Genomic DNA, 25,303 nt, shown 5'->3' on the forward strand with positions numbered 1-25,303 from the left:
CCGGCCCTGGCTCGCACCCGGGGAGGTGAGGACGACCCTCATGCCATATTTCAGACCGCTCCCCGTCCTGACCGTCTTCAGCGCGCTCGCGCTCGCCCTGCTCCTGACACTGGGCGTGTGGCAGATGCAGCGCATGGAGTGGAAGGCGCAGCGCATCGCCGCCTATGCCGAACGCGGCGCTGTGACCTCCTTCCGCGAGGCGCTGTGTGGCGCGCATGCCGGTGTCTTCGGCCCGAGCATCACCGCCCCGGCACCCCTGGCCGGGCCGCAATTGCGCTATTACGCCCTGCGCGGCCAGCCGGGCTGGGTCCGGATCGGACGGATGCCCGCACCCGCCTGCACTCCGGACGAGCCGCAGCGCTATCTGTTTGTGGAATCGGGCTTTGAGGATCTGGACGGCACTATCATCGCCCGGCCACAAGCCTGGCGCCTGGAAGTGTTTCCCAGGCCGGGACGCTTCGCCAGCGGAAACGATCCGGATACCAATCAGTGGTATATCTTTGATCGGGACATGATGGCGCAGGCCCTCGACACGGACCCCGGCCAGGTGCTCGAAGTCTGGGCCCGGGCCGATCTGGGTCTGCCGACCAGCCTGAGCCAGACGCCGCCGTCCAAGCATCTGGGCTATGCGGTGACCTGGTTTGGATTGGCGGCGGCATTGATTGGTGTGTATCTGGCTTTGCACATCGCCCGCGGGCGATTGCGGCCAGCAGCCAGGCCGTAGCAGACGACGCGTAAACAGCCGGCAGAGAAACGGCAGGACAGGAGCAGGCGAGTGGCAGTTTGGCGCGACGTGGAAATCGAACAATCCCTGATGGCCCAGGGCATCCGCCTGAGCGCGCCGACGCTCGAGGATTATGAAAACTGGGCCAAGCTACGTGGCGCCAGCCGCAGTCATACCGAGCCGTGGGAGCCTGCCTGGACAGCCGATGAGCTCAGTCGCAGCGCGTTCAAGCGCCGCCTCGAACGCTATCAGATCGACCGTCAATCGGGGGCCGGCTACCCCTTCTTCGTTTTCCGCAGCCGCGACAATGTCCTGCTCGGCGCCTGCAATCTCAACAATGTCCGCCGCGGTGTCCAGCAGAGCGCCGATATCGGCTATTGGATCGGAACTCCTTATATTCGTCAGGGACATACGCGCATGGCCGTGCGGCGTATCATGGCCTTTGCCTTTGACAATCTCGGCCTCCACCGGGTCGAGGCGGCCTGCCGTCCGGAGAACAGGGCCTCACGCAAACTGCTCAAAAGTATCGGTTTCCAGTTCGAGGGCCGCGCGCGTGCTTTCCTCAATATTGCCGGCGAATGGCATGATCATGATCGTTTCGCGCTGCTCAATACCGATCCGAGACTATGACATCGGTTGATTTCGAGAGCGGCGCACGCGCCGCCGGAGCGGTCGCCTTTGCGATTGAACTCGATCGGGGTGGCCAGATCCGCTTTACCGGGGCACTCGAACCCTTCGGGCTGGAGCAGACCACATTCAACTGGAGCGCATTTTGCGCTCGGCTCGGCCCCGCCGACCATGCCAGGCTTGATGCGGCGCTTCGCGGCGACCAGCTCGACCTGCGTATCCGGCTGATCGGCGAGACGGGGGGCGTGGCCTATGTTCGCCTGCTCGGACGCCGCGTCGGCGGACAAAGATTTGAAGGCCTTATGACGCCCGCCGGCCTGAGCGGGGAGGGTGTATTGCGCATCCGTGAAGAACACGCCCTGGCCAATGCCGTCGCCGCCGGTGAAGTCATCGCCTGGTATCAGCCCATTATTGCCCTGGAGACCGGCCGCCTGGCAGGCTTCGAAGCGCTGGCGCGCTGGGAGCGCCCCGGCGTCGGCGTTCTGGCGCCGCAGGACTTCCTCGCCATGGCCGATGATCTCGACCTGCTCGACCGGATCAGTACCGAAGTGCGGGCCTCGGCGATCGCCGACCTGTCGCTGTGGCGAACGGTTTGCGAGGGCGGCAGCGAGCTATTCGTCGCGGCCAATGCGACGGTGAGCGAATTGGTCTCGCCGGCATTCCCCGATGCCCTGCTGGAGGCCGTGCGCCAGGCGGAATTGCCCGCCGGGGCCTTCAAGCTCGAGATCGCCGAGACCGAAATCATGCGCGACCCCGATCTCGCTGCGGGTGTTATGGCGCGTCTGTCGGCCGGGGGTATCGCGCTGGCGCTGGATGATTTCGGTACCGGCTATTCATCGCTGGCCCGGCTGGAAATGCTGCCCTTCGATGTCGTCAAGATCGACCGCTATTTCGTCCGCGCCATGGCCGCCAATGAGAGCGCCGGCACAGTGGTGCAATCCGTGATCCAGCTGGCCCGGCATTTCGGCATGAAAGTCGTCGCCGAAGGCATTGAGAGCGCCGAGAGTGGGGACGGCCTGCGGGCGATGGGGTGTGATTTTGGCCAGGGCTATCGCTATGCCGGCGCCTTGGCCCCCGATCAGGCCCTGCTCGCCGTACGTCATGGGCTGGAAGGCCGCTTCCTGCCGCCGGCCTGACGGGTCAGGCAGTGCCGGATGCACCCGACAAATGCTCGGGTGTGACGCCCAGTACAGCCAGCGCGTTTTCCCACTTCCCCTCGATATCCGTACTGAACACCAGCGCTTCATCAGCATCGGCGACCAGCCAGGCATTGGCCGCGAGCTCGTCCTCGAGCTGTCCCGAACCCCAGCCGGCATAGCCCAGCGCCAGCATCGCACAGCGCGGCGGCGTGTTCGAGGCCATCGCATCGAGCGCATCCTTGGTCGAGGACAGGCCGATATCGGCGGTCACGGCGAGCGTCGAATCAATGGTCTCGAAGTCATTGGTGTGCAGCACAAAACCGCGTTGCCGCTCGACCGGACCGCCCTGCAGGACCGGCCGGTCAATCGTGTCTTCGGTGGTCTCGACGCCGAGCTGTTTGAAGACTTCGGGCAGGCGCAATCCGTCGACGCGCTTGTTGAGCACGATGCCCATCGCGTGTTCCGCCGAGTGGTCACACATCAGGATCACCGAGTGGTCGAAGCGCGGGTCGCCAATGCCCGGGGAAGCGATCAGGAGTTTGCCGTTCAGGAAGCCGTCGGGCGGCGAATTTGAATCATCACTGCTCATAACCTCATGATGCAGCCAAAAAGGGGGATGCGTCCAGCCGCGTTCCCGCTATCTTGCCGTGCGCAATCGCGACTAGTCTTATCAGCAGGAGAAACAGCCATGACCATTTCGGTGGGAGATCGCATTCCGGACGCCAGCTTCATGACCATGACGGCGAGCGGCCCGAACCGGGTAAGTACGGACGATGTATTTGGCGGCAAGACCGTCGCGCTGTTCTCGGTGCCGGGCGCCTATACGCCGACCTGTTCGGCCAAGCACCTGCCGGGCTTTGTCGAGCACGCCGCTGAGATCAAGGGCAAGGGCGTCGACACGATTGCCTGCATGTCGGTCAATGATGTCTTTGTCATGAATGCCTGGGGCAAGGACCAGGGCGTGGGTGAAGACGTCATGATGCTGGCTGATGGCAATGGCGATTTCGCCAAGGCCCTTGGTCTGGAAATGGACGGCACCGGCTTTGGCATGGGCACGCGCGCGCAGCGCTTCTCCCTGATCGCCAGGGATGGTGTTGTCGCTGAATTGAATGTCGAGGCGCCGGGTGAATTCAAGGTGTCGTCGGCCGATCATATCCTCGGCCAGCTCTAGTCTGGGTTGAGGCATAACGGACCGGGCAATCGCCCGGTCCGAAACGGCCAAGGGAGGGCTCTCATGGAACTCATCGTCACCGGCGTATTGCTGATGCTGGCACTGGCGGTTATCGCCTCGGTCATCAAGACCGTGCCGCAGGGCAAGGAATTCACCGTCGAGCGCTTCGGGCGTTTCACGCGGACCCTCAAGCCCGGTCTCCATTTCATCATGCCGTTCATCGATGGCGTCGGCTATAAAATGAATATGCGCGAGCGCGTCCTCGACGTGCCCAACCAGGATGTCATCACCAAGGACAACGCGACCGTCTCGGTCGATGCGGTGATCTTCATCCAGGTGCTTGATGCGCCGCGCGCGGCGTATGAGGTCGACAATCTTGATTTCGCAATCCTCAACCTCTGCCTGACCAATGTCCGGACCGTGATCGGTTCGATGGATCTCGATGAGACCCTGTCGAAGCGCGATGAGATCAATGCCCGCCTGCTGATGGTGCTCGATTCAGCGACCAATCCCTGGGGCGTCAAGGCGACCCGGATAGAGATCCGCGATCTGTCGCCGCCCCATGACATCACCGAAGCGATGGCGCGGCAAATGAAGGCCGAGCGCCTGAAACGTGCCGAGATTCTCGAGGCAGAAGGGTCCAAGCAATCGGCGATCCTGCGCGCCGAGGGCGAGAAGGAAGCCGCGATCCGTGAGGCCGAAGGCCGCCGGGAAAGTGCCTTTCTGGACGCTGAAGCGCGCGAGCGTGAAGCCGAAGCCGAGGCCAAGGCGACCGAGCTGGTCTCCAACGCTATCGCTGCCGGCGATGTCTCCGCGATCAATTACTTCCTGGGCCAGAAATATATCGAGGCCTTTGGCAAGCTGGCGACCAGCGAGCAGCAACGCACCGTCATCATCCCGGCCGAATTCTCGAATATCCTCAGCACGATCACCGGGGTCGGCGAGCTCGGCAAGGCGGCACACGAAGCGATCCGCGAGACGACCCGCAAGCCGTAAGTGGCGAATTGAAAACGGAGGTCAGTGATGGATTTTTTATTATCCCTGCTTGAGCGTCTGAATCTGTGGATCTGGTGGGCCTTCGCAGGCCTCTTCCTGATCGGCGAGGTGCTGACCGGGACAACATTTCTGCTATGGCCCGCCGCGGCGGCCGTCCTGACCGGTGTGCTCGCGCTGGACATGCTCGGCACGAGCTGGCCTGTCCAGCTGAGCGTGTTCGCGATATTGACGCTTGTGCTCGTGTGGGCAGGCGATCGCTGGGTGCGCCCGGCCATGAATCGCGGCGATCAGAGCGGCCTCAATGACCGCGCTGCGCGGATGGTCGGCCAGCGCGTTGTGGTCGTCAGTGACTTCTCAACAGGCCGTGGCCGCGTGCATTTTGATGATGGCGAATGGGGGGCACAGACCCTCGACGGATCGGACCCTGTCCGCGACAGCCATGTGATTATCGACGAGGTCAGGGGAGCGACACTCATCGTCCATCCAGCCTGATCCCGCAGGCCGGTTCATGCGCCGTAAACCCTGACCATGCAGGATGAACCGTTATATCGCTGCAGGGGAATCCCGCCGCGAGGGAAAGCGGAGCGGGCATGGAGCGGATCGAAGAGGACAGGCGCGTCGCAGCGCTGCACGAACTCAACCTCCTGGATACGGGGCCGGAGGACGGATTCGATTCGATCACCAAACTGGCCGTTACCCTGACTGGCGCCTCGATGGCCGCGATTTCGCTGGTTGATCGCGAGCGCCAATGGTTCAAGTCGAGCGTCGGTCTGGATGTCAGCGAGATGCCGCGCGACATCACCTTCTGCAATCATGCGATCCGCCAGGCCAAGACGCTCTACGTACCCGATGCGCGCCTGGACGATCGGTTCAAGAATAATCCGCTGGTCGCGGGCGAGCCTCATCTGCGCGGCTATGCCGGCGTGCCGTTGCAGGTCGAAAACGGCTACCGGATCGGGACGCTTTCGGTGTTTCACGATCAGCCGTTCGAGTTTGACAGCATGATGCTGCAACAACTCAGCGTGTTGGCGCGGGTCGTGGAAGAACAGATCCGGACACGCAGCCAGAGCGCCGAGGCGCGGCGCGCCAATCAACTGCTCGCCGATATTGCCGCGATTCAGCGCGAATACATGACCGATGACTCGTCGATTGATCAGGCTTTCGACCATTTACTCGCCGCGGCGCTGGAATTCACCGACAGCACGGTGGGCTTTATTGGCGAAATCGTCGAAGACGGGAGCGGGCGCTATCTCAAGACCCAGGCCATCAGCGATATCGGGGTTGGCGCGGATGCCGGCGAAGGCCGCCCGGCGTCGCTGGAACTTCGCGATCTCGACACGATTATCGGGCACACGATCAAGACCGGGCAATTGGTGATCGCCAACGACCCGGCGCAGGATTCGCGGGGCCGGAAGATTGTCGAAGCCCTGCCGCCACTCCAGGCCTATCTGGGTGTGCCGCTGCTGGAACAGGGCAAGCTCGTCGCCATGATCGGGATCGCCAATCGACCCGGCGGCTATTGCAAAGACCTGGTCGGGGCGTGCGAGCCGCTTTTCGTCACGGCCAGCAATCTCATCCGGGCCCGCCGCACGGAAGTGGCGCGAGACCGGGCGTTGGCCGAACTGGCCTTGAGCAAGGGACGCTATGATCTCGCTATCGCTGGCAGCGCGTCGGGGATCTGGGAAATTGATTTTGAAGGGGGCAGCATGTTCGCCTCCGAGCGTTTGCGCGAACTGGTCGAACGCTCGCCGGGCGACCCGGCAGCGAGCGGCAAAGTCGATCTGCGGGACATGAATGAGTTCTTCGACCGGGTGCATGAGAAGGATCGGTCGCGGGTCCAGGCCGCGCTGCGCGCCCACCTCGTGGATCGCATACCTTACGCCCTCGAATATGATTTCCGGCACAGCGCCGGGCATTATCTGCGCGTGTTCGCGTGCGGACAGGCTGAGTGGGACGAGGCCGGACAGGCGATCCGGATGGCCGGGTCGATCGAGGACATTACCGAGCGTTCGCTCCTGATTGCTGAACGCGAAAGCACTGCGGCCCGCCTCGCCGAGGTGACCAAGCTTGGCGGTATCGGCAGCTGGGAAGTCAATCTCGATGCCGACACGGTGTTGTGGGATCCGATGACCCGAAAGATCCATGAAGTCGGGGACGACTATCTGCCCGATCTTGCCAGCGCGGTCGAATTCTATCCGCCCGCGGCCCGCGAAATCCTTGAGGCCACTATCAGTCGGGCGATCAATCTCGGTGAGGCCTGGGACCTGGAACTCCCCTTCGTCACGGCCCGGGGCAATCATGCCTGGGTGCGTGCTGTCGGACGCGCCATTGCGGTTGATGGTCACGTCACCAAACTGGTCGGCTCTTTCCAGGATATAACCCGCCGGCGGGCCCGCGAGGAAGAGGCCCAATCTCTCTCGACGCGTCTCGCGGTCGCGCTTGACGCGTCCAATCTCGGCGTCTGGGAATATGACACCCGGACCCGGATAAACACCGGCGACGAGCGCATGATGGCCCTGCTCGGGCGCTCAGGGCAGGTATCCCTGACATTTGACGAGTGGGCCGCCGCGATCCATCCCGACGACCGCGAGGCGATCATCGCCGGCACCCGTACGGCGATGGAGGTGGGAACGGAATTTTCCCACGCCTACCGGATTGTCCGTCCGGATGGCTCAGTCCGGCATGTCCGGTCACGCGGCTTGTTGTGCGAACGGCTCGATGGCAGCGCGACGGTGATCGGCGTGACCGATGATGTCACAGATGACGTCCAACGGGCCGAGGAACTCGATCGCCAGCGTGCCCTGGCGGAGTCCGCCAGCCAGGCCAAATCGCAATTCCTGACCAATATGAGCCATGAAATCCGCACGCCGCTCAATGGCGTTCTGGGCACTTCGCAATTGCTCCAGCTGACGTCCTTGTCAGATCAGCAGGCGCACTATGTCCGGACATTGCAAACATCCGGCGAAGCCTTGCTCGAACTGGTCGAGGACATTCTCGACATCTCCAAGATTGAATCCGGAACCGTACAGCTCGCTGAGGAGGCATTCGAGGTCCTGCCCGTTGTCGAATCGATCATGGACATGCTCGAGAGCCTGGCACGCCGAAAGGCGATCACGATCTGTTTCGAGCCGGCACCGGGTTTGCCGCAACGGGTTGTCGGCGACCAGAAGCGATTGCGTCAGGTTCTCATCAATATCATCGGCAATGCCGTGAAATTCACCAGCGAAGGCTCGGTCACCATTCAGGTCGAGCCCCGGGCCGACAGCCGGATCCGGTTCTGCATCACGGATACCGGCCCGGGAATCGCGGCCGATCAGCTGGAGCGGGTCTTTGATCGTTTCGCCCAGGTCGACGCCTCGCTGACCCGCCAGCACGGCGGCAGCGGGCTTGGACTGGCAATCTGCCGTGATCTCGTCCGGCTTGCCGGCGGTGAAATCGGCGTGCGCAGCCAGCTGGGCGAGGGTGCGGTATTCTGGTTCGAACTGCCGCTGCCTCCGGCTGAAGGCTCGGCTGTGGTCCCCGTGTCCGCTCCTGCCAAGCTGGCCCGGCCTGGTGTCCGACGCCCAGGGCCGGCGCGGATTCTGGTCGTTGATGACGTGATGACGAACCGTCTCGTGGCCTCAGCATTGGTCGAGAATGCCGGCCATCAGGTCAGGCTTGCAGGCAATGGACGCGAAGCGATCGATGCGCTCGACAGCGACCGGTTCGACGCCATCCTGATGGATATTCAGATGCCCGTGATGTCTGGCGATGAAGCGATCCAGTGTATCCGGGCCAGCGGCAAGCCCTACTCCACGATCCCGATCTATGCCGTGACGGCTGATGCCACCAGGGGAGCCCGCGAGCACTATCTCGAGATCGGTGCCACCGGCTATCTCTCGAAACCACTGGACATCAAGGCAATATCCGCCGCACTGGACGAGGTCTTGCGCGGCGCGATGCATTGATCCGACAGGCGCTCAGCGCTTGTTGGCCCGTGCCTCGCTCAAGCCCTGGCGTGCCAGTTCATCGGCGCGCTCATTGCCCGGATCGCCGGTATGGCCGCGCACCCAGCGCCAGTCGATCTTGTGGCTCTGTGCCAGCACATCGAGGCGTTGCCAGAGATCGACATTCTTGACCGGTTTCTTGTCAGCTGTCTTCCAGCCGCGTTTCTTCCAGCCATGGATCCATTTCATGATCCCGTCGCGCAGATAGCTGCTGTCGGTGATCAGGATGATGTCGTGATGATTGGCCTTCATCGCCTCTAGCGCCTGGATCGCCGCCATCATCTCCATGCGGTTATTCGTGGTATCGGCCTCGCCGCCGCAGATCTCCTTGCGGTGTCCATTCCATTCCAGAATCGCGCCCCAGCCGCCCGGGCCGGGATTGCCGGAACAGGCGCCGTCGGTATGGATCGTCACTGTGCTCATCTCGGGCTCATTTCGGGTATTTCCGCGCCATATCATCGAGGCCAGCCTGGATCAGCTCTTCCAGGACATCCATGTCCACATCCGCCAGCTTGGTGATGTAGAGACAGGACTTGCCCTCCTTGAACTTGCCAAGCCGGTCGAGAATGAGGGTGTAATTGGCATAACCCGGGATGATGTAGATCACCTGTCCGGACTTGCGCGGCGAGAAGCCGGTGCGCATGAAATCGCCTTCGCGCCCGCTTTCATACCGGTAGTGATACTGGCCAAACCCGATCATCGACGGCCCCCACATGCGGGGCTCTTCGCCACTCAGCCGGCGCATCATCTCCAGCAGGACTCGTGCATCAGCCTGGCGCACCTTGTGTTCCACGGTAGCGATATAGGCTTCCGGGTCGATTTCGGTCGGTTGCGTCTTGTTCTCGGAATCGCTCATCGGGTCAGGCCACCACGCGCGGAAGTTTGAAAATCACGTCTTCATCGGTCACGCGAATATCCTTCTGGTCGACGTCATAGCGCTCGCGGAAAGCGGCGATCAGGCCCTCGACCAGATCCTCCGGCGCCGAGGCACCGGCCGTGATGCCGACGGTTCCGATCGGGCCAATGGCGGCCCAGTCGACATCCTCGGCGCTGGAGATCAGTTGCGCGCGCGCGGCACCGGCGCGTTTGGCGACTTCGACCAGGCGGACCGAATTGGACGAATTGGGCGCCCCGATCACGAAAACAATATCGCAATTGGGCGCCAGCGCCTTGACGGCCGACTGACGATTGGTCGTGGCATAGCAGATATCTTCCTTGTGCGGGGCCTCGATCTGCGGGAAGCGCGTCTGCAAGGCGGCCACGATGGCAGACGTGTCATCGACCGACAGCGTCGTCTGGGTGACGAAGGCCAGGCGCGAGGCATCCTGTGGTGCGAACTGCATCGCGTCCTCGACGGTCTCGATCAGCGCGATCGCGCCGTCCGGCAATTGTCCCATCGTGCCGACGACCTCGGGATGGCCGGCATGGCCGATCAACACGATCTCGCGCCCATTGGCATGCAGCCGCTGGGCCTCGACATGAACCTTGGACACCAGCGGGCAGGTGGCATCGACATAGATGAGATTGCGTCGTGCGGCCTCTTCCGGGACCTGTTTGGGGACGCCATGAGCGGAAAACACCACCGGGCGGTCATCGGGACACTGATCGAGCTCCTCAACGAAAACCGCGCCGAGCGCTTCGAGTCGCTCCACGACATGGCGGTTGTGGACGATCTCGTGGCGCACATAGACCGGGGCGCCAAAGCGCTCCAGCGCCCGTTCAACGATCTGAATCGCGCGGTCGACACCGGCGCAAAACCCACGCGGGGCAGCCAGCAGGACAGTCAGGGGTGGGCGATTGCCGCTCATCGGGTTCAGTTCTCCATCAGCGATACCGTTGCGCACGTCTCGTACGCATCGTATGACCGTCCTAACAAAGGGGCTTGGCGCTATCCAGAGGCCGGGCGGGTATTCAAGTCAGGTAATGCACTATGCGTTCTTTTGCCATTCTCGCCGCGGCCGCCATCTTACTCAATGGCTGCCAGACCGTCAGTGATGTATTTGAGACGGAGCAGCCCAATATCGGCCCGTGCCCGTCGGCGATGTCATTGTATGATGCGCACCGCATCGTCGAGCTTGATAGCGGAGATGTCCGCTTTGAAAATGTCGGCTTTACCGGCGAAATACTCGGCGTGCGTTCGCTGTGCAGCTATTATGGCGAGCGGCCGATCATCGCCAATCTCGAGCTGGACATGGCCTTCGGCCGCGGCCCGGCTGCCCAGGGCGACACGCATGTCTACGAGTATTTCGTCGCCGTGACGCGTCGCGATATCGGTGTCATCGAAAAACAGGTCTTCCCGATCAATGTCCGGTTCCGGGCCGGCGAGGACCGGGTCTACCTGACCGAAACGATTGATGCGATTTCGATCCCGCGCGCCAATGCCGACACGTCGGGAACCAATTTCGAAATCCTGACCGGTTTCGAACTGACGGCCGAACAACTTGCTTTCAATCGCAGTGGCCAACGCTTCCGCGTGGGTGCCGGCCAGGACTGATTTCATGCCTTCAATAGCCGATCAGCTCAGTGCGAAACTGGGCGACGCGTTCGCTTCACTCCAGCTGCCGCGCGAGCTGGGCCGTGTCACGCCTGCGACCAAGTCCGGAACGGCGCCCTTTCAGTGCAATGGCGCCATGCCGGCGGCCAAGCAGGCGAAGACGAATCCCCGCGAGCTGGCGCAGAAAATCGTCGACGCGATTGCCGGCGATCCGCTGATCGCCGCCGCCGAGATTGCCGGACCGGGCTTCATCAATCTGACCCCGGCCCAGGACGCCTATGATGCGCGCGCCGCCGAGATCGCCGGCGATGATCGCGCCGGTGCCCCGGTGACGGACGCGCCGCGCAAGGTGATGATCGATTTCGGCGGTCCCAATGTCGCCAAGCCGATGCATGTCGGCCATTTGCGCTCCTCGGTGCTGGGCGACAGCCTGCAGCGTCTGCTGCGCTTTCGCGGCGATGATGTGGTGTCCGACATCCATCTTGGCGATTGGGGCCTGCAAATGGGCCATCTCATCACTGAATTGCGTGAAGAACAGCCCGGCCTTCCCTATTTCGACGCGAATTATTCCGGACCCTATCCCGACGAAGCGCCGGTCAATATTGATGATCTGGCCCGGCTCTACCCGCTTGCCTCGAAGAAGGCCAAGGATGATGCCGACCGCCTCGAACTCTCGCGCAAGGCAACAGCCGAGCTGCAGGCCGGACGTGCCGGCTACCGGGCGCTGCTGAACCATTTCATCGCGGTCTCGATCGCGGCACTGAAGCAGGATTTCGATGCGCTCGGCGTGCATTTCGACCTGTGGAAGGGCGAGAGCGATGTCGATCCGCTCATTCCGGCCATGGTCGAGGACTTCAAACAGCGTGGCGTTGCCGAGCTCAGCGATGGCGCCTGGGTGGTCCATATCGCCCGCGAGGACGACAAGAAGGAATTGCCGCCGCTCATCCTCGTCACCTCCGGCGGTGCATCGCTTTATGGCACCACGGATCTGGCGACGATCCTCGACCGCAAGGCGAGCTTCGGGCCCGATTTGACGCTCTATGTCGTCGACAGCGCCCAGGGCAATCATTTCCAGCAAGTCTTCCGTGCCGCCGAGAAAGCCGGCCTGGTCAAGGACGGCGCCCTCGAGCATGTCAATTTCGGCTCGGTCAATGGCAGTGATGGCAAGCGTTTGCGCACCCGCGATGGCGGCACATTCCGGCTCGCCGACCTGATCGCTTCCGCCATTGAACGCGCCGGGCAACGCCTCAAGGAAGCGGGTCTGGCCGCCGATGTCGGGCCAGAAGAGCATGACCGGGTGGCGCGCATGGTCGGACTGGCGGCGATCAAATTCGCCGATCTGCAAAATTACCGCACCACGAACTACGTGTTCGACCTGGACCGTTTCACCAGTTTCGAAGGCAAGACCGGTCCCTACCTCCTCTACGCGGCCGTGCGGGTAAAATCGCTCATGCGCAAGGCCGCGGACGCCGGAGTGAAGCCCGGCGCGATTTCGGTCGAGGCCGATGAGGAACGCGACCTGGTGCTGGCGCTTGATGCCTTTGGTTCCGCGATTGATCAGGCGATCGACAACCGGGCCCCCAATGCCCTGTGCGATCACGCCTTCTCGCTGGCCCAGGCCTTCTCGAAATTCTATTCCGCCTGCCCGATCCTCGGGGCTCCCGATGAGGCGACCCGGTCCTCGCGGCTGGCGCTGGCCGAAGCGACATTGAAACAGCTCGAGCTCAGCCTGCACCTGCTCGGGCTGGAAGCTCCCGAACGCATGTAGCGCTCCCCTGAACGGGGGAGGGTGAGCGCCGCGCACGCCGCTATTCTTATGCTTCAGCCTTGAGGATGAATCATGATGTTTGCCAGCCTGGTCCTATCGCTTGCCGGACTCGCCCAGCCCGTTTTTGCCGATGATCCGGCGCAGTATTCTGACTGGCTGCAACATGGTTGCCGCATTCAGCAAGTCGGGCATAGCGGCGGCGAGCCGGTGGATCACACGGCATTCTGTGCCTGTTTCGACGCCCGTGTAAGTGAGGCGGGCGGCGGCGGGATCTATCGCGCCTTCGCGCTCGGCATGCAGGGGGCGCTACGCGAGCAATCCCTGATCGAGGACTGGGAGGCGGCGCGCGATACCGCGGCGGCCGAGGCCGGCGCCATGAGTCTGGAAACCCAGACCGGCTTCTCGCAAATCCTCCAGAACTCGCTCCTCGCTTGCGTGCATCTGTCCTATCAGGGCGAGTGACGGCCCTCACAGGCGAGCCGGTCGCCAAGCCTGCCATCTGGAAGTCACGCCGAGGCCACCGCCTTTTCTGCGGGAAAAGCGAGGCGTCACCCGTCTTCGCGCATTGACTCCGGCGTCCGGGATACTAAGAGTGCGCACCAACTTCCAGGCCCGTCGCGAGACGCGCCTGGCGGGCTATATCTCCTCGCGGGAGAGACCGGCGAACAGGCCGGCGCCGAAGGCGCAACCGCCCCGGAAACGCTCAGGCAGACGGACCGCGAGAGAGACAAACGCTGGAAAGTGAGTGGGGCCGAAAGGCTTTAACTCCACCGACGGAGCAAGCGTGTCTCGCAAGGGCGGGTTCGCGCGGAATCTCTCAGGTCACGGGACAGCGGGGGCGACGACTTGCCGGCGGATCACCGCAGGCAGGATCAGCGCTCTTGTCAGGACCCGTCAATGACCGAAATTCTCCACAAAACTCCACTCCATGCCCTGCATCTCGAACTGGGCGGCAAAATGGTGCCGTTCGCGGGCTATGACATGCCGGTCCAGTATCCGCTCGGCATCATGGGTGAGCACAAGCAGACCCGCGAGAAGGCCGGCCTGTTCGATGTCTCCCATATGGGGCAGGCGCGCTATACCGGCGATGAGGCCGCGCTCGAGGCGCTGCTGACCTGTGATCTCGCCCTGCTTGGTGCCGGCGAACAGAAATACACCCTGCTCCTGAATGACGAGGGCGGGATTCGCGACGACCTGATGGTCTCGCGTCCGGATGGCGACGGGATATTCCTCGTCGTCAATGCGGCGATGAAGGACCAGGATTTCGCCCATCTCGAAGCCGGAACGGCCGGCAAGGGCAAGCTGGTCCGGCTTGAGGACCGCGCGCTTCTGGCGCTGCAGGGCCCGGCCGCGAAAGACGTGATGGCGCGGCTTTGCCCCGACGCCTGCAAGCTGGTCTTCATGCAGTGCGGCGCCTTCACCCTCGATGGCGTCCAGGTGTTGATGTCGCGTTCGGGTTATACCGGCGAGGACGGGTTCGAGATCTCCATCCCGCAAGCCGATGCGGTCCGTATTGCACGGCTCCTGCTGGCCCAGGACGAGGTTGAGGCGATTGGCCTGGGCGCGCGCGACTCGCTGCGTCTGGAAGCCGGGCTCTGCCTGTATGGCCATGACATGGACACGACGCGCACGCCGGTCGAGGCCTCGCTGATCTGGGCTTTGGCCAAGACCCGCCGCGAGCGTGGCGATTTTCCGGGCGCCGCCGTCATTCAGCAACAGATCGACGCCAAGACCTCACAAAAGCGCATCGGCCTGACCCTGTCCGGCGCACCGGCGCGCGAAGGCGCCGAGATCGCGACCAGGGACGGCAAGATCATCGGCGTCGTCACCTCTGGCGGTTTCGGCCCGACCTTCAATGGTCCGGTCGCGATGGGCTATGTCGAGCGCGACTTCATGGCTGAAGGCACAGAGCTCGATCTCATCGTGCGCGGAAAGCCACGCCCGGCGATGGTGACCAAATTGCCGTTCGTGCCAAATAATTTCTTCCGGGGCTAAATCAATCAATCCAGATTATCTGGGGCAGGAGACACACCATGACCACGCGTTACACCGAAGACCATGAATGGATCACCGTTGAGGGCGATGTCGCAACCGTCGGCATCACCGTTCACGCCGCCGAACAGCTCGGCGATGTTGTATTCGTCGAATTGCCCGATACCGGCAAGACGCTGGCGAAGGGCGATGAGTTTGCCGTCGTCGAATCGGTCAAGGCCGCCTCGGAAGTCTATGCCCCGATTGATGGCGAGATCATTGCCATCAATTCCGTGCTCGACGATGCACCTGCCACCGTCAATGAAGACGCCGCCGGTGCCGGCTGGTTCGTCAAGATCAAGATGTCGGACGCCTCCCAGCTCGACGGTCTGATGGACGAAGCTGCCTATAACGCCCACATCGCTTAAGGCTCATCTCATGCGCTACCTCCCCCATATCGATTCCGACCGCAAGGCGATGCTCGAGGCGATTGGCGTCGCTTCGATTGATGATCTCTTCACCGATGTGCCCGAAGCGGCCCGTCTGAACGGCCTGGTCGATCTACCGCTCAAACAGGGCGAACTCGCCGTTGAGCGCGCCATGTCGGCCATGGCCTCGCGCAACATCTCGGCCGGATCGGTACCGTTCTTCCTGGGGGCAGGGGCCTATCGCCACCATATCCCGTCGACGGTGGATCATTTGATCCAGCGCTCCGAATTCCTCACCGCCTACACGCCCTATCAGCCGGAGATCAGCCAGGGGACTTTGCAGACCCTGTTTGAATTCCAGACCCAGGTCGCGCTTCTGACCGGCATGGATGTCGCCAATGCCTCGATGTATGACGGCTCCACCGCCTGCGCCGAAGCGGTGATGATGGCGGCGCGTGTGACCAAGCGCGACAAGGCCGTGATGGCCGGCACAGTGCATCCGCACTATGTCGAGGCGAGCAAGACGCTGGCGAAATACTCCGATGTCGAGATCGCTGTGACCCAGCCGGCGGTCGGCGGGCTGGACGAGCTGATCGCGGCGATCGACGAGACCACCGCCTGTGTCGTGGTGCAGACGCCGGACATTTTCGGGCAGCTGCATGATCTGCGGGCCATCTCGGAGATTGCCCATGCCAAGGGCGCGCTGGTGATCGCGGTCTTCACCGAAACCGTGTCGCTCGGCCTGGTCGAGGCGCCCGGCGATATGGGCGCGGATATCGCGGTTGGCGAAGGCCAGTCGATTGGTGTCGGTCTCAATTTCGGCGGGCCCTATGTTGGCCTGTTTGCCTGCAAGAATGAGCGCAATTTCATCCGGCAAATGCCCGGCCGCCTGGCCGGCGAAACCGTCGATGCTGATGGCCGCCGCGGCTATGTGCTGACCCTGTCGACACGCGAGCAACATATTCGCCGCGAGAAGGCGACGTCCAACATCTGTACCAATGCCGGCCTGTGCTCGCTGGCCTTCACCATCCATATGACCTTGCTCGGTGAAGCCGGTCTGCGCACCCTGGCGCGTCTCAATCACGAGACCGCCTGCGATCTGGCCGACCGGCTTGGCTCGATCGAGGGCGTTGAAGTGCTCAATTCCAGCTTCTTCAATGAATTCACCCTGCGCCTGCCGAAACCGGCGGCTGAAGTGGTCGAGGAGCTGGCCCGTATCGGCGTGCTCGGCGGCGTGCCTGCCAGCCGGCTCTATCCCGGCCAGTTCGAGGACCTCCTCCTCGTCACGGCGACGGAAACCAATACCGAGAGTGATATGATCGTGTTCGAAAAAGCCTTGCGGGGTGTCCTCTGATGGCAATGAATACTCAAGGGCGTCCGACCCGCATGGCCGAGAATGTCGCCACCGGCGGCTATGGCGACACTGTTTCCGGCTCACGCGGTCTGGAACAGGCCGAACCGTTGATCTTCGAGCGCGGCGGTGTTGAAAACACCGGCGTTGATTTCCCGGCCCCGAAGGGCAGCAAGACACGTCTTGGCGGCCTCGAGCGGACGGCCCCGATTGGTCTGCCTGGCCTCTCCGAGCCGGAAACCATGCGCCATTATGTGCGTCTGAGCCGGAAGAATTACGCGATCGATCTGGGCCTTTACCCCCTCGGATCGTGCACGATGAAGCATAATCCGCGGCTCAACGAGAAAGTCGCGCGCATGCCCGGCTTTGCCGATGTCCACCCGCTGCAGCCGGCCTCGACCGTGCAGGGCGCCTATGAAGTCATGGACGTGCTCGCCCATTGGCTTCTGAAACTGACCGCCATGCCGGCCGTCGCCCTGTCGCCGAAAGCCGGCGCGCATGGCGAGTTCTGCGGCATGATGGCGATCCGCGCCCGTCTCGACGCTGATGGCCAGACCCATCGCCGCCGTGTCCTGGTGCCGGAATCAGCCCATGGCACCAATCCGGCGACCGCGGTCCAGTGTGGTTTCACCGTTGACGAGATCCCGGCCGATGCCGGTGGCCGCGTCGATATGGAAGCGCTCAAGGCCAAGCTCGGCGATGATGTCGCCGGTATCATGCTGACCAATCCCAACACCTGCGGCCTGTTCGAGCGTGACATCAGGGAAATTGCCGACCTGATTCATGGCTGCGGCGGGTATTTCTACTGCGATGGCGCCAATTTCAACGCCATTGTCGGGCGCGTCCGCCCCGGCGATCTCGGCGTTGATGCCATGCATATCAATCTGCACAAGACCTTCTCGACGCCGCATGGCGGCGGCGGTCCCGGTGCCGGTCCGACGGTGTTGTCCGAGGCGCTCGCCCCGTTTGCACCGCTGCCACTGCTGATGATTGATCGAGACAATCCCAAGGGCATGGCGATCATGCATATGGCCGAGCATGAGAGCGAGCTGGACGGCAAGGATCTGCATCCTTTCGGCCGCATGGCGGCCTTCCATGGCCAGATGGGCATGTTCACCCGCGCGCTCACCTATATGATGAGCCATGGTGCCGACGGCCTGAAACAGGTCGCCGATGATGCCGTACTCAATGCCAACTATATCCTGGCGGGCCTGAACGGTGTGATGACGCAGGCCTTCGAAGGACATTGCATGCATGAAGCCCTGTTCGATGATCGTTTCCTGAAGGGGACGGGCGTCACGACACTCGATTTCGCCAAGGCGATGATCGATGAGGGCTATCATCCGATGACGATGTATTTCCCGCTCGTCGTCCACGGCGCCATTCTGATCGAGCCAACCGAGACCGAGTCCAGGGGCGGTCTCGACCGTTTCATCGAGGTCATGGAATCCCTCGCGCTAGCGGCCAAGGCCGGCGAGACCGGCCGCTTCGCAGCAGCCCCGGTTCACGCCCCGCTCAAACGTCTCGACGAGACCCGTGCAGCACGCCAGCCGGTCCTGCGCTGGACACCGGCTGCCGACGCTGCGGAATAGCTGCGTAAAACACCCCTCTCTCCGGCCGGGTCACTTCACCCGGCCGGGGGGAGGGGTTTCACGGATTTGCGCCAGCCGGTCGGGGCCGGGCGACGACGTGACAGATCTTTCATGCGAAAATCGGTGCACGCATCTTGTGTTCGCGCCAGCGAAGCCGCATCTGAAGAGGGCTGCGGGTGATACCGGCTGCGGTAAATTATGAGTTCTGATATCCGGCTTTCGGCGGGCAGGGCGCACGCTGTACCGGAATGACGGGATGATTGTTTGCCCTGGCAGGTGATCCTCGCGAATCCGGTGCGCATATACAACAGCTGCAATATGAGTCGCAGACGCTGCCTGATTTTCGGCTCTTTTGCCTCGCATTGGGGCCAAGTTTACGAATTAGATGTTATCTATTCAGTCCTGAAACCGGCCCGGTGCCGGCACCATACCGGGCAGATGGGTTTATAAGGATGGTCACCACATGAATGAGGCACTGAACGGATTGGCACGCTCGAACGCATTCGGTGCGGCGATCGTGTTCGTGATCCGCACCATTGTGATTTCGATCGGTGTGATCCTGATGATCCTCGCCGTGCCGGTTGCCTTCGTGACGCCGCTTATCCCGGTTGGCCTGCCGATGGGCCTGTTTGGTCTGGTGCTGGTGGCCGCCGCCTCCAAGACCGCGCACACTTTCATCACGGATGGCCTGCGCCGTTTCCCATGGGTCTGGAAGCGCGTCCGCTTCGCCTTTGGTGAAAAGGACGCTGCCGAATAGGCCGCTCCCGCCGATGGGATCCAGGCAAAGAAAAAAGGCCCGCAGCGATCGCTGGGGGCCTTTTTGCTGTCTGTGATCCGGGTCTGACCTAGTTGAACTGCGTGCCGACCAGCTTGATGTCGGCATCGACCAGCTTGTTCAGATCCGCCTTCTTCATTGAAGCGGTGAGCAAGTGCTCGGCGGCCTTCGTCGCCAGATCGGCAGCGGCAGCGCGGACATCAGCCGCGGCAGACGCTTCGGCCTGGGCAATGCGCTGCTCGGCCAGGGCCGTGCGACGCTCGAGGCGTTCCGCCATCTCCTCGCGAGCCTGCTTCTTCAGCATTTTGGCTTCATTCTTGGCCTGGGCGACAATCGCTGCAGCCTCTTCAACGGCGTCCTGCTGGCGGCGCTGGAAGCTGGCGAGCAATTCCTGGGCCTCATCGCGCAGGCGGCGGGCTTCGGCGATCTCGTCGGCAATCCCCTGGGCGCGGGCGTCCAGTTGCTTGGCGACCAGGCCCGGTACGCGGACATAGATCAGCCCACCGATGACGATGAAGAATGACAGGGCGACCCAGAAGGCCGCTTCGTTTGGATGGATCCAGTCGAATGTCATGATGTCCGTCCTCTAGCGGCCGTCACTGACGGCGGACTGGATCGACTTGTCGTCGAGTTCGGTCCCCGTCAATTGAACGATAATCGCCCGTGTGGCGTCGACAGCGATCGTTTCGACATTTGCCAGCGCCTTGGTCCGCATGTCGGCAATGCGCGTCTCAGCGGCATCCTGACGCTTGGCGATTTCGAGATCGGCCTGGGCTGCCTCGGCAGCCATGGCCTTGTCGACCTCGACCCGGTTGCCCAGGGCCAGGGCGTGAGCCTTGGCGCGGGCCTCCAGGAGCAGGCGTTCGTATTCAGCCGCCGAATCGTCGGCTTTCTGCTTGAGGTCGGCGGCCGCATCGAGATCGTCTGCGATACGGTCACGCCGTTCTTCAATGGCATTGCGGATGCGCGGAAGGACAACCTTCCACATCATCACATAGAGCAGGGTGAAGGTGACCGCCAGCCAGAACAATTGTCCTGGCCAGGTCGAGACGTCCAGCTGCGGCAGGCCGCCGCTGGCATGTGCCTCGGCGGCATGTTCGACCGCCGCATGAGCCGGATCGGTTGCGGCTTCGCCATGCGGCTGCGCCTGGCCGACCAGCCATGTGGATTCGGAGAAATTGATCATCTTCAATGCTCTTTGAACGGCAATGGGAGCGGGTGGAGACGGATCAACCGAAGAGGATGATCATCGCCACGACGAAACCCAGAAGACCGGTGAACTCGGTCAGGGCGAAGCCGATCAGGAGAGTCGTGAACTGACCTGCTGCGGCAGACGGGTTGCGCAGTGCGCCCGAAAGATAGCTGGCGAAGATGGTACCGATACCGACGCCGGCGCCTGCGAGGGCGAGAGCTGCAATGCCTGCACCGATTTGCTTGGCTGCTTCGATTTCCATGGGATGGCTCCTGTTGAATAAGGTGTGTGGCTGGAAGGGTGAAAAACTTTAGTGAGACGGATGCAAGGCATCATTGAGATAGATGCAGGTGAGAACCGCGAACACATAGGCTTGCAGGAAGGCAATCACCAGCTCAAGCGCGGTGACGGCCGTCGCGACGGCCAGCGGCAGCACTGCGCCGGCAATGCCGATCGCGCCCAGGCTGGACAGGGAGAGCACGAAGCCGCCGAACAATTTGAGCAGGGTGTGACCGGCCATCATGTTGGCGAACAAACGAATGGCCAGGGAGAAAGGCCGGCTCAGGAAGGAGATGAATTCGATCGGGACGATCAGGATATACATCACTGGCGGCAGGCCGGCCGGTGCGAAGAGCTTGAGAAAGCCGAAACCATTCTTGATGAAGCCGGTGATCACCACCAGGGCAATCGAGGTCAGCCCGAGGGCGAGGGTCACGACCAGCTGGCTGGTCACCGTATAGCTGCCGGGCAGCATGCCCAGCAGGTTGGCGACCAGGATAAAGATGAAGAGCGTGAAGACATAGGGGAAGACCGCGCGGCCTTCCTCGCCCATGATCGAGCGCACCATATCGGCGACAAAGCCATAGAGTATCTCGGCGATCGACTGCGACCGCGTCGGCACCATGGCGCCGCGCCCGGTCAGCAGGATCAGGCCGAAACTGGTGACCAGGGTCGTCGCAATCATGAAGAGCGCCGAATTGGTGATCGTCAGGTCGATTCCGAACAGGGTCGGCAGCTCCAGGACGGGCTGCACGACGAATTGGTGCATCGGATCTGTTTCGAGCAAGGCCATCTAGTCTTCTTTCGTCGCGTCAGAACCCGGCATGGCGCCGGCGTCACATCCAGTCGTTTCGGCCTTGGCCGCATTCTCGGCATTCGCCGCAGCTGCCTCGCGCATGATATTGCGCAAGCCGGCCGCAAAACCCAGTATTACTCCGACCAGCATGCCCCACGGCGCGATATCGAAAAACTTGTCCGCTGCCCAGCCCAGGGCCGTCCCGACCAAAACGCCACCGGCAAAGCCGCTACCGTATTTGACGCTGACACTCCAGGCATTGCTCGTCTCGGTCTCTGGTTGGGTCTTTTCGCGGTGCCGGGCGATCTTGTCGCTCAGGCGCCGGTCAAAATCCTTCAGATCCTCGCTACGATCGGGTGTTTTCGGTCTATCGTCTCGTTCAGACATGGAAATCGGTCCGCCCGCCGGGCCTCCCAGCAGGCGCGCGCAAACTAGACTCGGCCCCTTGGAGTGTCAAGCAATGGAGCTGGGGCAATAAATCTTTGAAAAACTTGCGAAAAACTGTCATTCCGCGGCGACCAGCTGTTCGGCGCCGACGAGGTCGACCGATACAAGCTGGGAAACCCCGCGTTCCGACATGGTCACACCATAGAGCCGGTCCATCCGCGACATGGTGAGCGGGTTGTGGGTGATGACGAGAAAGCGGGTATCGGTCATGCGCCGCATCTCGTTGAGCATGCGGCAATAACGATCGACATTGGCGTCATCGAGCGGGGCATCGACTTCGTCCAGCACGCAGACCGGCGCGGGATTCGACAGGAAGACGGCAAAGATCAGCGCCGAGGCCGTCAGCGCCTGTTCGCCGCCGGACATCAGCGACATCGTTTCCATCTTCTTGCCGGGCGGGCAGGCGAAGATTTCCAGTCCGGCTTCGAGCGGATCATCATTTTCGGTCAGGCGCAGCTCGGCATGACCGCCCTCGAACAGGGTCGCAAACAGGGTGCGGAAATGCGCATCGACGACCTCGAAGGCCTCCAGAAGCCGGGCGCGGCCCTCGCGTGACAACTGGTCGACCGCCTTGCGCAGGCGGTCAATCGCGGCGAGCAAATCATCGCGCTCGCGGCTCATATCCTCGACCCGCTTGGCGAGTTCCTCGGCTTCCTCATCGGCGCGCAGATTGACGGCGCCGAGCCGGTCACGGGCCTGGCGGGCCTCGTCGAGACGGCGTTCGACATCGCCGGTGCCCGGCGAATCAATATCCTCGTCAGTGACCCTGCGCGACAGCGCCGCCGGGTCTTCGCCGGTCGCGTCCTGCAGGCGTTCCGTGGTCTCGCCCAGCCGGTCGCGCGCCGAGCCGAGCCGCGCTTCGGCGGCGGCGCGGCCTTCGCGGGCGGCCGACGCCGCATTCTCCGCAGAACGGGCCGCGCTTTCGGCGGCCTTGAGTTCATCCTCGGTACCGGCCGGGGCCTCGCGCGCTTCACTCGCCGCACGTCCGGCGCTTTCCAGCCGGTCTGTCAGCGCGTGCAGGCTTTGCTGCAGCGTTTCGGGGCGGGCGATGGCCTGTTCCAGTGCTGCCTTGGTGTCAGAAACCTGACCGGCAATCTGTTCGATCCGCTCGGCAGCGGCCTGGCAGCGCTCCGCCCAGGCATCGCGGTCACGGCGGGCGGCGAGGTGACGCTGGCGGCGCAGCTCCGATTCCCGGCGGACGCTTTCCAGCGCCGCGCGGGCATCGGCGGCCGCGCGGCGGGCCTTGTCCGCGCTCTCACGCGCACGCTCGAGGGCTGCAGTGTCTTCGCCGGCAAGGGCGGCCGTTTCGACGACCGCCTGGGCCGCGGTCAGCGCCGTTTTGCCGTCAGCTGCCTCAAGGGAAAGGCGTTCGAGCCGCTCGCCCAGCGCGTCGGCGCGCGCCGAGGCCCGGGCCGCGGTCTCGCGCAAACCGGTAATTCGGGTCTGGGCCTCACGAATGGCCCGTTCGGCCGGTGCAATGGCGGCGCGGGCGGACTGTTCCGCCTGCCGCGCAGCGGCCAGTCCGGACTGCGCCGTGTCGCGCCGGGCGGTGGCGTCGGCAAAGCCGGCCTCGCTGGCGGCGAGGGTCTCGCCAACGGCATCGAGACGATTGCGTTGTTCCAGCCGGGCCACGGCAGCCGAGGGTGCGTCGGCGCGGGCCACCAGTCCGTCCCAGCGCCACAGATCGCCTTCGCGGGTGACGAGGCGCTGACCGGGCTTGAGTTTCGCGGCCGCGGCGGCAGCCTTTTCAGGCTTGATCACGCCGACCGCATCGAGCCGCGCGCGCAGGGCTGCGGGCGCCTCGACATGGTCGGAGAGCGGCACGCAGCCACCGGGCAGTGCGTCGGCGTGACAATCGGTCTTGTGCCAGTGCCGCGCCGCGCTTTCATCGAGCGAGGCGTCGAGATCATCACCCAGTGCGGCCGCCAGCGCATGTTCATAGCCCGGACGGGCGCGAACCGCATCGAGGGCCGGTGAGACATTGTCCTGCAGCGCGCTGGCCAGCAGACGTTCGATCGTTGCGGCCTCGCGTGCCAGGCTGTCGCGCTCGGTCGAGAGCTCGCGCCAGGCTTCGATCGCGACCTGTTGTTCGGCCTCGGCATCCTGGCGCGCCAGCTCGGCAGCATTGAAGGCCGTCTTTGCGGCCTCATGCGCGGTTTCTCTGGTGTGCAGGGCGGCTTCCGCGGTCTCCAGCTCGGACAGGGCCGACGAGGCGAGCAGGGCTTCACGCTCCCGGGCCGCGGTTTCGATTTCTCGGTCGATCTGGCCCAGCCGGGCGGCCAGGCGTTCGGCATCGCGGCGCGCGCTTTCGAGCCCGGCCTGGCGCGCGGCCGCATCGCCGGCCTTGGTGTCGAGCAGGGCTTCCTTGCTGCGGCGCTGGGTGTCGGCATCGAGCGCTGCAGCCTCGGCCCCGGCCAGGCTGGTCTTCTCGCGCGCCATTTCCGCCTCAAGCCGCTCGACTTCCTTCGCGGCCTCGTCCCGGCTGGCGGTGGCATCATCGACAATATGCTGTTCGCGCCCGGCCGCGGAGGCAAGTTCATCGAGCCGGGATTCCAGACTGGCGATCGAGCGCTGGACATCGGCGGCATCGCGTTCGATCCGGTCGCGCTCGCGCTCCAGATGACGCAGCGCGGCAGCCGCTTCGGCCTCTTTCAAACGCGCCGGCTCGCGCATGGCGGCCAGAATTTCGGCCTGGATACGGGCTTCGGACGCCGCCGCTGTGGCGGTCTCGGCGCTTTCGCGCTTTTCCACCAGGATCGCCTCGCTCTCCTCGACGAGGCTGGCGGCCGCGCGCCAGCGATTGAGCCAGACCGTGGCCTCCAGCGTCCGGATGCTGGCCGAGAGCTTGCGATAACGGGACGCCTGGCGGGCCTGTTTCTGCAGGGAGGTGTGGCGGCTGCCGATCTCGTCGATCACTTCCTGCAGCCGGTCGAGATTGGTTTCCGCGCCGCGCAGGCGCAATTCGGCCTCATGGCGGCGGGCGCGCAAACCGGCGACCCCGGCGGCTTCTTCGAGAATGCGGCGGCGATTTTCCGGCTTGGCGGCGATCAGCTCGCTGATCTGGCCCTGGCGCACCAGGGCGGCGGAATTGGCACCGGTGCCGGCGTCGGCAAACAGCAGCTGGACATCCTTGGCCCGCACTTCCTCGCCATTGATCTTGTAGGCTGAACCGGCCCCGCGCGTGATGCGGCGGCTCACATCGAGGCTGGCGGCGTCATTGAAGCGGGCCGGAGCGAGCTTGTCTGAATTATCGACGGTGAGCAGGACTTCGGCGTGATTGCGCGCCGGGCGGTTGTCCGTGCCGGAGAAGATCACATCCTCCATACCGCCACCGCGCAGGGATTTGGCCGATGTGGCCCCCATCACCCAGCGCAGGGCTTCAAGCAGGTTGGATTTGCCGCAACCATTGGGTCCGATCACGCCAGTCAGTCCGGGGTCAATCCGCAATTCGGTCGGATCAACGAATGATTTGAAACCGGTCAGCCGGAGCTGCGTGAACTTCACCCGACCTCCATCGCGTTATTGATCGCCGTCAGCCGGCAATCGGGTTCTCCACTCGAGTCAGCC

Annotated in this window: 25 protein-coding genes and 1 riboswitch; of the genes, 15 read left to right on the plus strand and 10 right to left on the minus strand. The window is 63.3% G+C overall.

Annotated features, from left to right (window positions below):
* Positions 1–40: 40 nt before the first annotated feature.
* Genes ACN0YJ_RS09655 through ACN0YJ_RS09665 form a run of 3 tightly spaced genes read left to right on the plus strand, consistent with a single transcriptional unit; the run spans position 41 to position 2,487 of the window.
* A complete protein-coding gene (locus ACN0YJ_RS09655) occupies positions 41–724 on the plus strand; it encodes an SURF1 family protein (protein ID WP_417496067.1) in 684 nt (227 codons plus the stop codon).
* Between the two features lie 51 nt (positions 725–775).
* Positions 776–1,354 (plus strand): GNAT family N-acetyltransferase, encoded by a 579-nt coding sequence (locus ACN0YJ_RS09660; protein ID WP_417477617.1) that lies wholly within the window; start codon positions 776–778, stop codon positions 1,352–1,354.
* Positions 1,351–2,487, plus strand: coding sequence for an EAL domain-containing protein (locus ACN0YJ_RS09665; protein WP_417496068.1), 1,137 nt, complete (start codon positions 1,351–1,353; stop codon positions 2,485–2,487). Before ACN0YJ_RS09660 ends, ACN0YJ_RS09665 begins: the two co-directional genes overlap by 4 nt.
* 4 nt (positions 2,488–2,491) lie before the next feature.
* Here ACN0YJ_RS09665 and ACN0YJ_RS09670 read toward each other — a convergent pair whose 3' ends face one another.
* On the minus strand, positions 2,492–3,079 hold the full coding sequence (locus ACN0YJ_RS09670) for a YqgE/AlgH family protein (protein ID WP_417477615.1): 588 nt from the start codon (positions 3,077–3,079) through the stop codon (positions 2,492–2,494).
* A gap of 99 nt (positions 3,080–3,178) precedes the next feature.
* On the opposite strand from ACN0YJ_RS09670, the gene ACN0YJ_RS09675 reads away from it, so the two are divergent.
* The 4 genes from ACN0YJ_RS09675 to ACN0YJ_RS09690 all read left to right on the plus strand — a co-directional run bounded on the left by ACN0YJ_RS09675 (position 3,179) and on the right by ACN0YJ_RS09690 (position 8,604).
* Complete coding sequence (locus tag ACN0YJ_RS09675) at positions 3,179–3,661, plus strand: peroxiredoxin (protein WP_417477614.1); 483 nt, start codon at positions 3,179–3,181, stop codon at positions 3,659–3,661.
* Positions 3,662–3,724: 63 nt separating this feature from the next.
* On the plus strand, positions 3,725–4,657 hold the full coding sequence (locus tag ACN0YJ_RS09680) for an SPFH domain-containing protein (protein WP_417489803.1): 933 nt from the start codon (positions 3,725–3,727) through the stop codon (positions 4,655–4,657).
* Between the two features lie 27 nt (positions 4,658–4,684).
* Positions 4,685–5,149 (plus strand): NfeD family protein, encoded by a 465-nt coding sequence (locus tag ACN0YJ_RS09685; RefSeq protein ID WP_417477612.1) that lies wholly within the window; start codon positions 4,685–4,687, stop codon positions 5,147–5,149.
* A 98-nt stretch (positions 5,150–5,247) separates the two neighbouring features.
* Entirely contained in the window at positions 5,248–8,604 is a 3,357-nt protein-coding gene (locus tag ACN0YJ_RS09690) for an ATP-binding protein (protein WP_417496069.1), read from the plus strand.
* 12 nt (positions 8,605–8,616) lie between these two features.
* On the opposite strand, the gene rnhA is transcribed toward ACN0YJ_RS09690, so the two are convergent.
* The 3 genes from rnhA to ispH are packed head-to-tail and all read right to left on the minus strand — an operon-like array spanning position 8,617 to position 10,451.
* Positions 8,617–9,066, minus strand: coding sequence for a ribonuclease HI (gene rnhA / locus ACN0YJ_RS09695; protein WP_417477610.1), 450 nt, complete (start codon positions 9,064–9,066; stop codon positions 8,617–8,619).
* Between the two features lie 7 nt (positions 9,067–9,073).
* Entirely contained in the window at positions 9,074–9,499 is a 426-nt protein-coding gene (locus ACN0YJ_RS09700) for a DUF1801 domain-containing protein (protein ID WP_417477609.1), read from the minus strand.
* A gap of 4 nt (positions 9,500–9,503) precedes the next feature.
* On the minus strand, positions 9,504–10,451 hold the full coding sequence (ispH, locus tag ACN0YJ_RS09705) for a 4-hydroxy-3-methylbut-2-enyl diphosphate reductase (RefSeq protein ID WP_417496070.1): 948 nt from the start codon (positions 10,449–10,451) through the stop codon (positions 9,504–9,506).
* A gap of 122 nt (positions 10,452–10,573) precedes the next feature.
* On the opposite strand from ispH, the gene ACN0YJ_RS09710 reads away from it, so the two are divergent.
* The 8 genes from ACN0YJ_RS09710 (at position 10,574) to ACN0YJ_RS09745 (ending at position 19,004) form a co-directional block, all read left to right on the plus strand.
* Positions 10,574–11,137 (plus strand): hypothetical protein, encoded by a 564-nt coding sequence (locus ACN0YJ_RS09710; RefSeq protein WP_417477607.1) that lies wholly within the window; start codon positions 10,574–10,576, stop codon positions 11,135–11,137.
* 4 nt (positions 11,138–11,141) lie between these two features.
* Positions 11,142–12,905: an arginine--tRNA ligase gene (gene argS / locus ACN0YJ_RS09715; RefSeq protein ID WP_417477606.1), complete on the plus strand. Its 1,764-nt coding sequence runs from the start codon at positions 11,142–11,144 to the stop codon at positions 12,903–12,905.
* Positions 12,906–12,977: 72 nt separating this feature from the next.
* Positions 12,978–13,367, plus strand: coding sequence for a hypothetical protein (locus ACN0YJ_RS09720; protein WP_417477605.1), 390 nt, complete (start codon positions 12,978–12,980; stop codon positions 13,365–13,367).
* A gap of 177 nt (positions 13,368–13,544) precedes the next feature.
* Positions 13,545–13,634: riboswitch (glycine riboswitch) on the plus strand.
* A gap of 168 nt (positions 13,635–13,802) precedes the next feature.
* Positions 13,803–14,900 (plus strand): glycine cleavage system aminomethyltransferase GcvT, encoded by a 1,098-nt coding sequence (gcvT, locus tag ACN0YJ_RS09725; protein ID WP_417477604.1) that lies wholly within the window; start codon positions 13,803–13,805, stop codon positions 14,898–14,900.
* 38 nt (positions 14,901–14,938) lie between these two features.
* Entirely contained in the window at positions 14,939–15,304 is a 366-nt protein-coding gene (gcvH, locus tag ACN0YJ_RS09730; RefSeq protein ID WP_417477603.1) for a glycine cleavage system protein GcvH, read from the plus strand.
* A 10-nt stretch (positions 15,305–15,314) separates the two neighbouring features.
* Positions 15,315–16,658 carry an aminomethyl-transferring glycine dehydrogenase subunit GcvPA gene (gene gcvPA / locus ACN0YJ_RS09735; protein WP_417496071.1) on the plus strand — a complete coding sequence of 448 codons (1,344 nt, stop codon included), beginning with the start codon at positions 15,315–15,317 and terminating at the stop codon, positions 16,656–16,658.
* Positions 16,658–18,247: an aminomethyl-transferring glycine dehydrogenase subunit GcvPB gene (gene gcvPB, locus ACN0YJ_RS09740; protein ID WP_417496072.1), complete on the plus strand. Its 1,590-nt coding sequence runs from the start codon at positions 16,658–16,660 to the stop codon at positions 18,245–18,247. The genes gcvPA and gcvPB overlap by 1 nt, the downstream gene beginning before the upstream one ends.
* 463 nt (positions 18,248–18,710) lie before the next feature.
* Positions 18,711–19,004 (plus strand): hypothetical protein, encoded by a 294-nt coding sequence (locus ACN0YJ_RS09745; protein WP_417477600.1) that lies wholly within the window; start codon positions 18,711–18,713, stop codon positions 19,002–19,004.
* Between the two features lie 88 nt (positions 19,005–19,092).
* Here ACN0YJ_RS09745 and ACN0YJ_RS09750 read toward each other — a convergent pair whose 3' ends face one another.
* The 6 genes from ACN0YJ_RS09750 to smc form a co-directional block, all read right to left on the minus strand.
* The gene (locus ACN0YJ_RS09750; RefSeq protein WP_417477599.1) at positions 19,093–19,596 is read right to left on the minus strand and encodes a F0F1 ATP synthase subunit B; all 504 of its coding nucleotides are present in this window, start codon (positions 19,594–19,596) and stop codon (positions 19,093–19,095) included.
* Positions 19,597–19,608: 12 nt separating this feature from the next.
* On the minus strand, positions 19,609–20,208 hold the full coding sequence (locus ACN0YJ_RS09755) for a F0F1 ATP synthase subunit B' (protein WP_417477598.1): 600 nt from the start codon (positions 20,206–20,208) through the stop codon (positions 19,609–19,611).
* A gap of 43 nt (positions 20,209–20,251) precedes the next feature.
* Positions 20,252–20,476, minus strand: a complete 225-nt coding sequence (locus ACN0YJ_RS09760) for a F0F1 ATP synthase subunit C (protein WP_091769191.1) — start codon at positions 20,474–20,476, stop codon at positions 20,252–20,254.
* 48 nt (positions 20,477–20,524) lie between these two features.
* A complete protein-coding gene (locus ACN0YJ_RS09765) occupies positions 20,525–21,286 on the minus strand; it encodes a F0F1 ATP synthase subunit A (RefSeq protein ID WP_417496073.1) in 762 nt (253 codons plus the stop codon).
* Positions 21,287–21,676 (minus strand): AtpZ/AtpI family protein, encoded by a 390-nt coding sequence (locus ACN0YJ_RS09770; protein WP_417478137.1) that lies wholly within the window; start codon positions 21,674–21,676, stop codon positions 21,287–21,289.
* A gap of 117 nt (positions 21,677–21,793) precedes the next feature.
* Entirely contained in the window at positions 21,794–25,240 is a 3,447-nt protein-coding gene (gene smc, locus ACN0YJ_RS09775) for a chromosome segregation protein SMC (RefSeq protein WP_417496074.1), read from the minus strand.
* Positions 25,241–25,303: the final 63 nt, after the last annotated feature.

Source organism: Maricaulis sp., from assembly GCF_048270095.1.
GTDB lineage: Bacteria > Pseudomonadota > Alphaproteobacteria > Caulobacterales > Maricaulaceae > Maricaulis.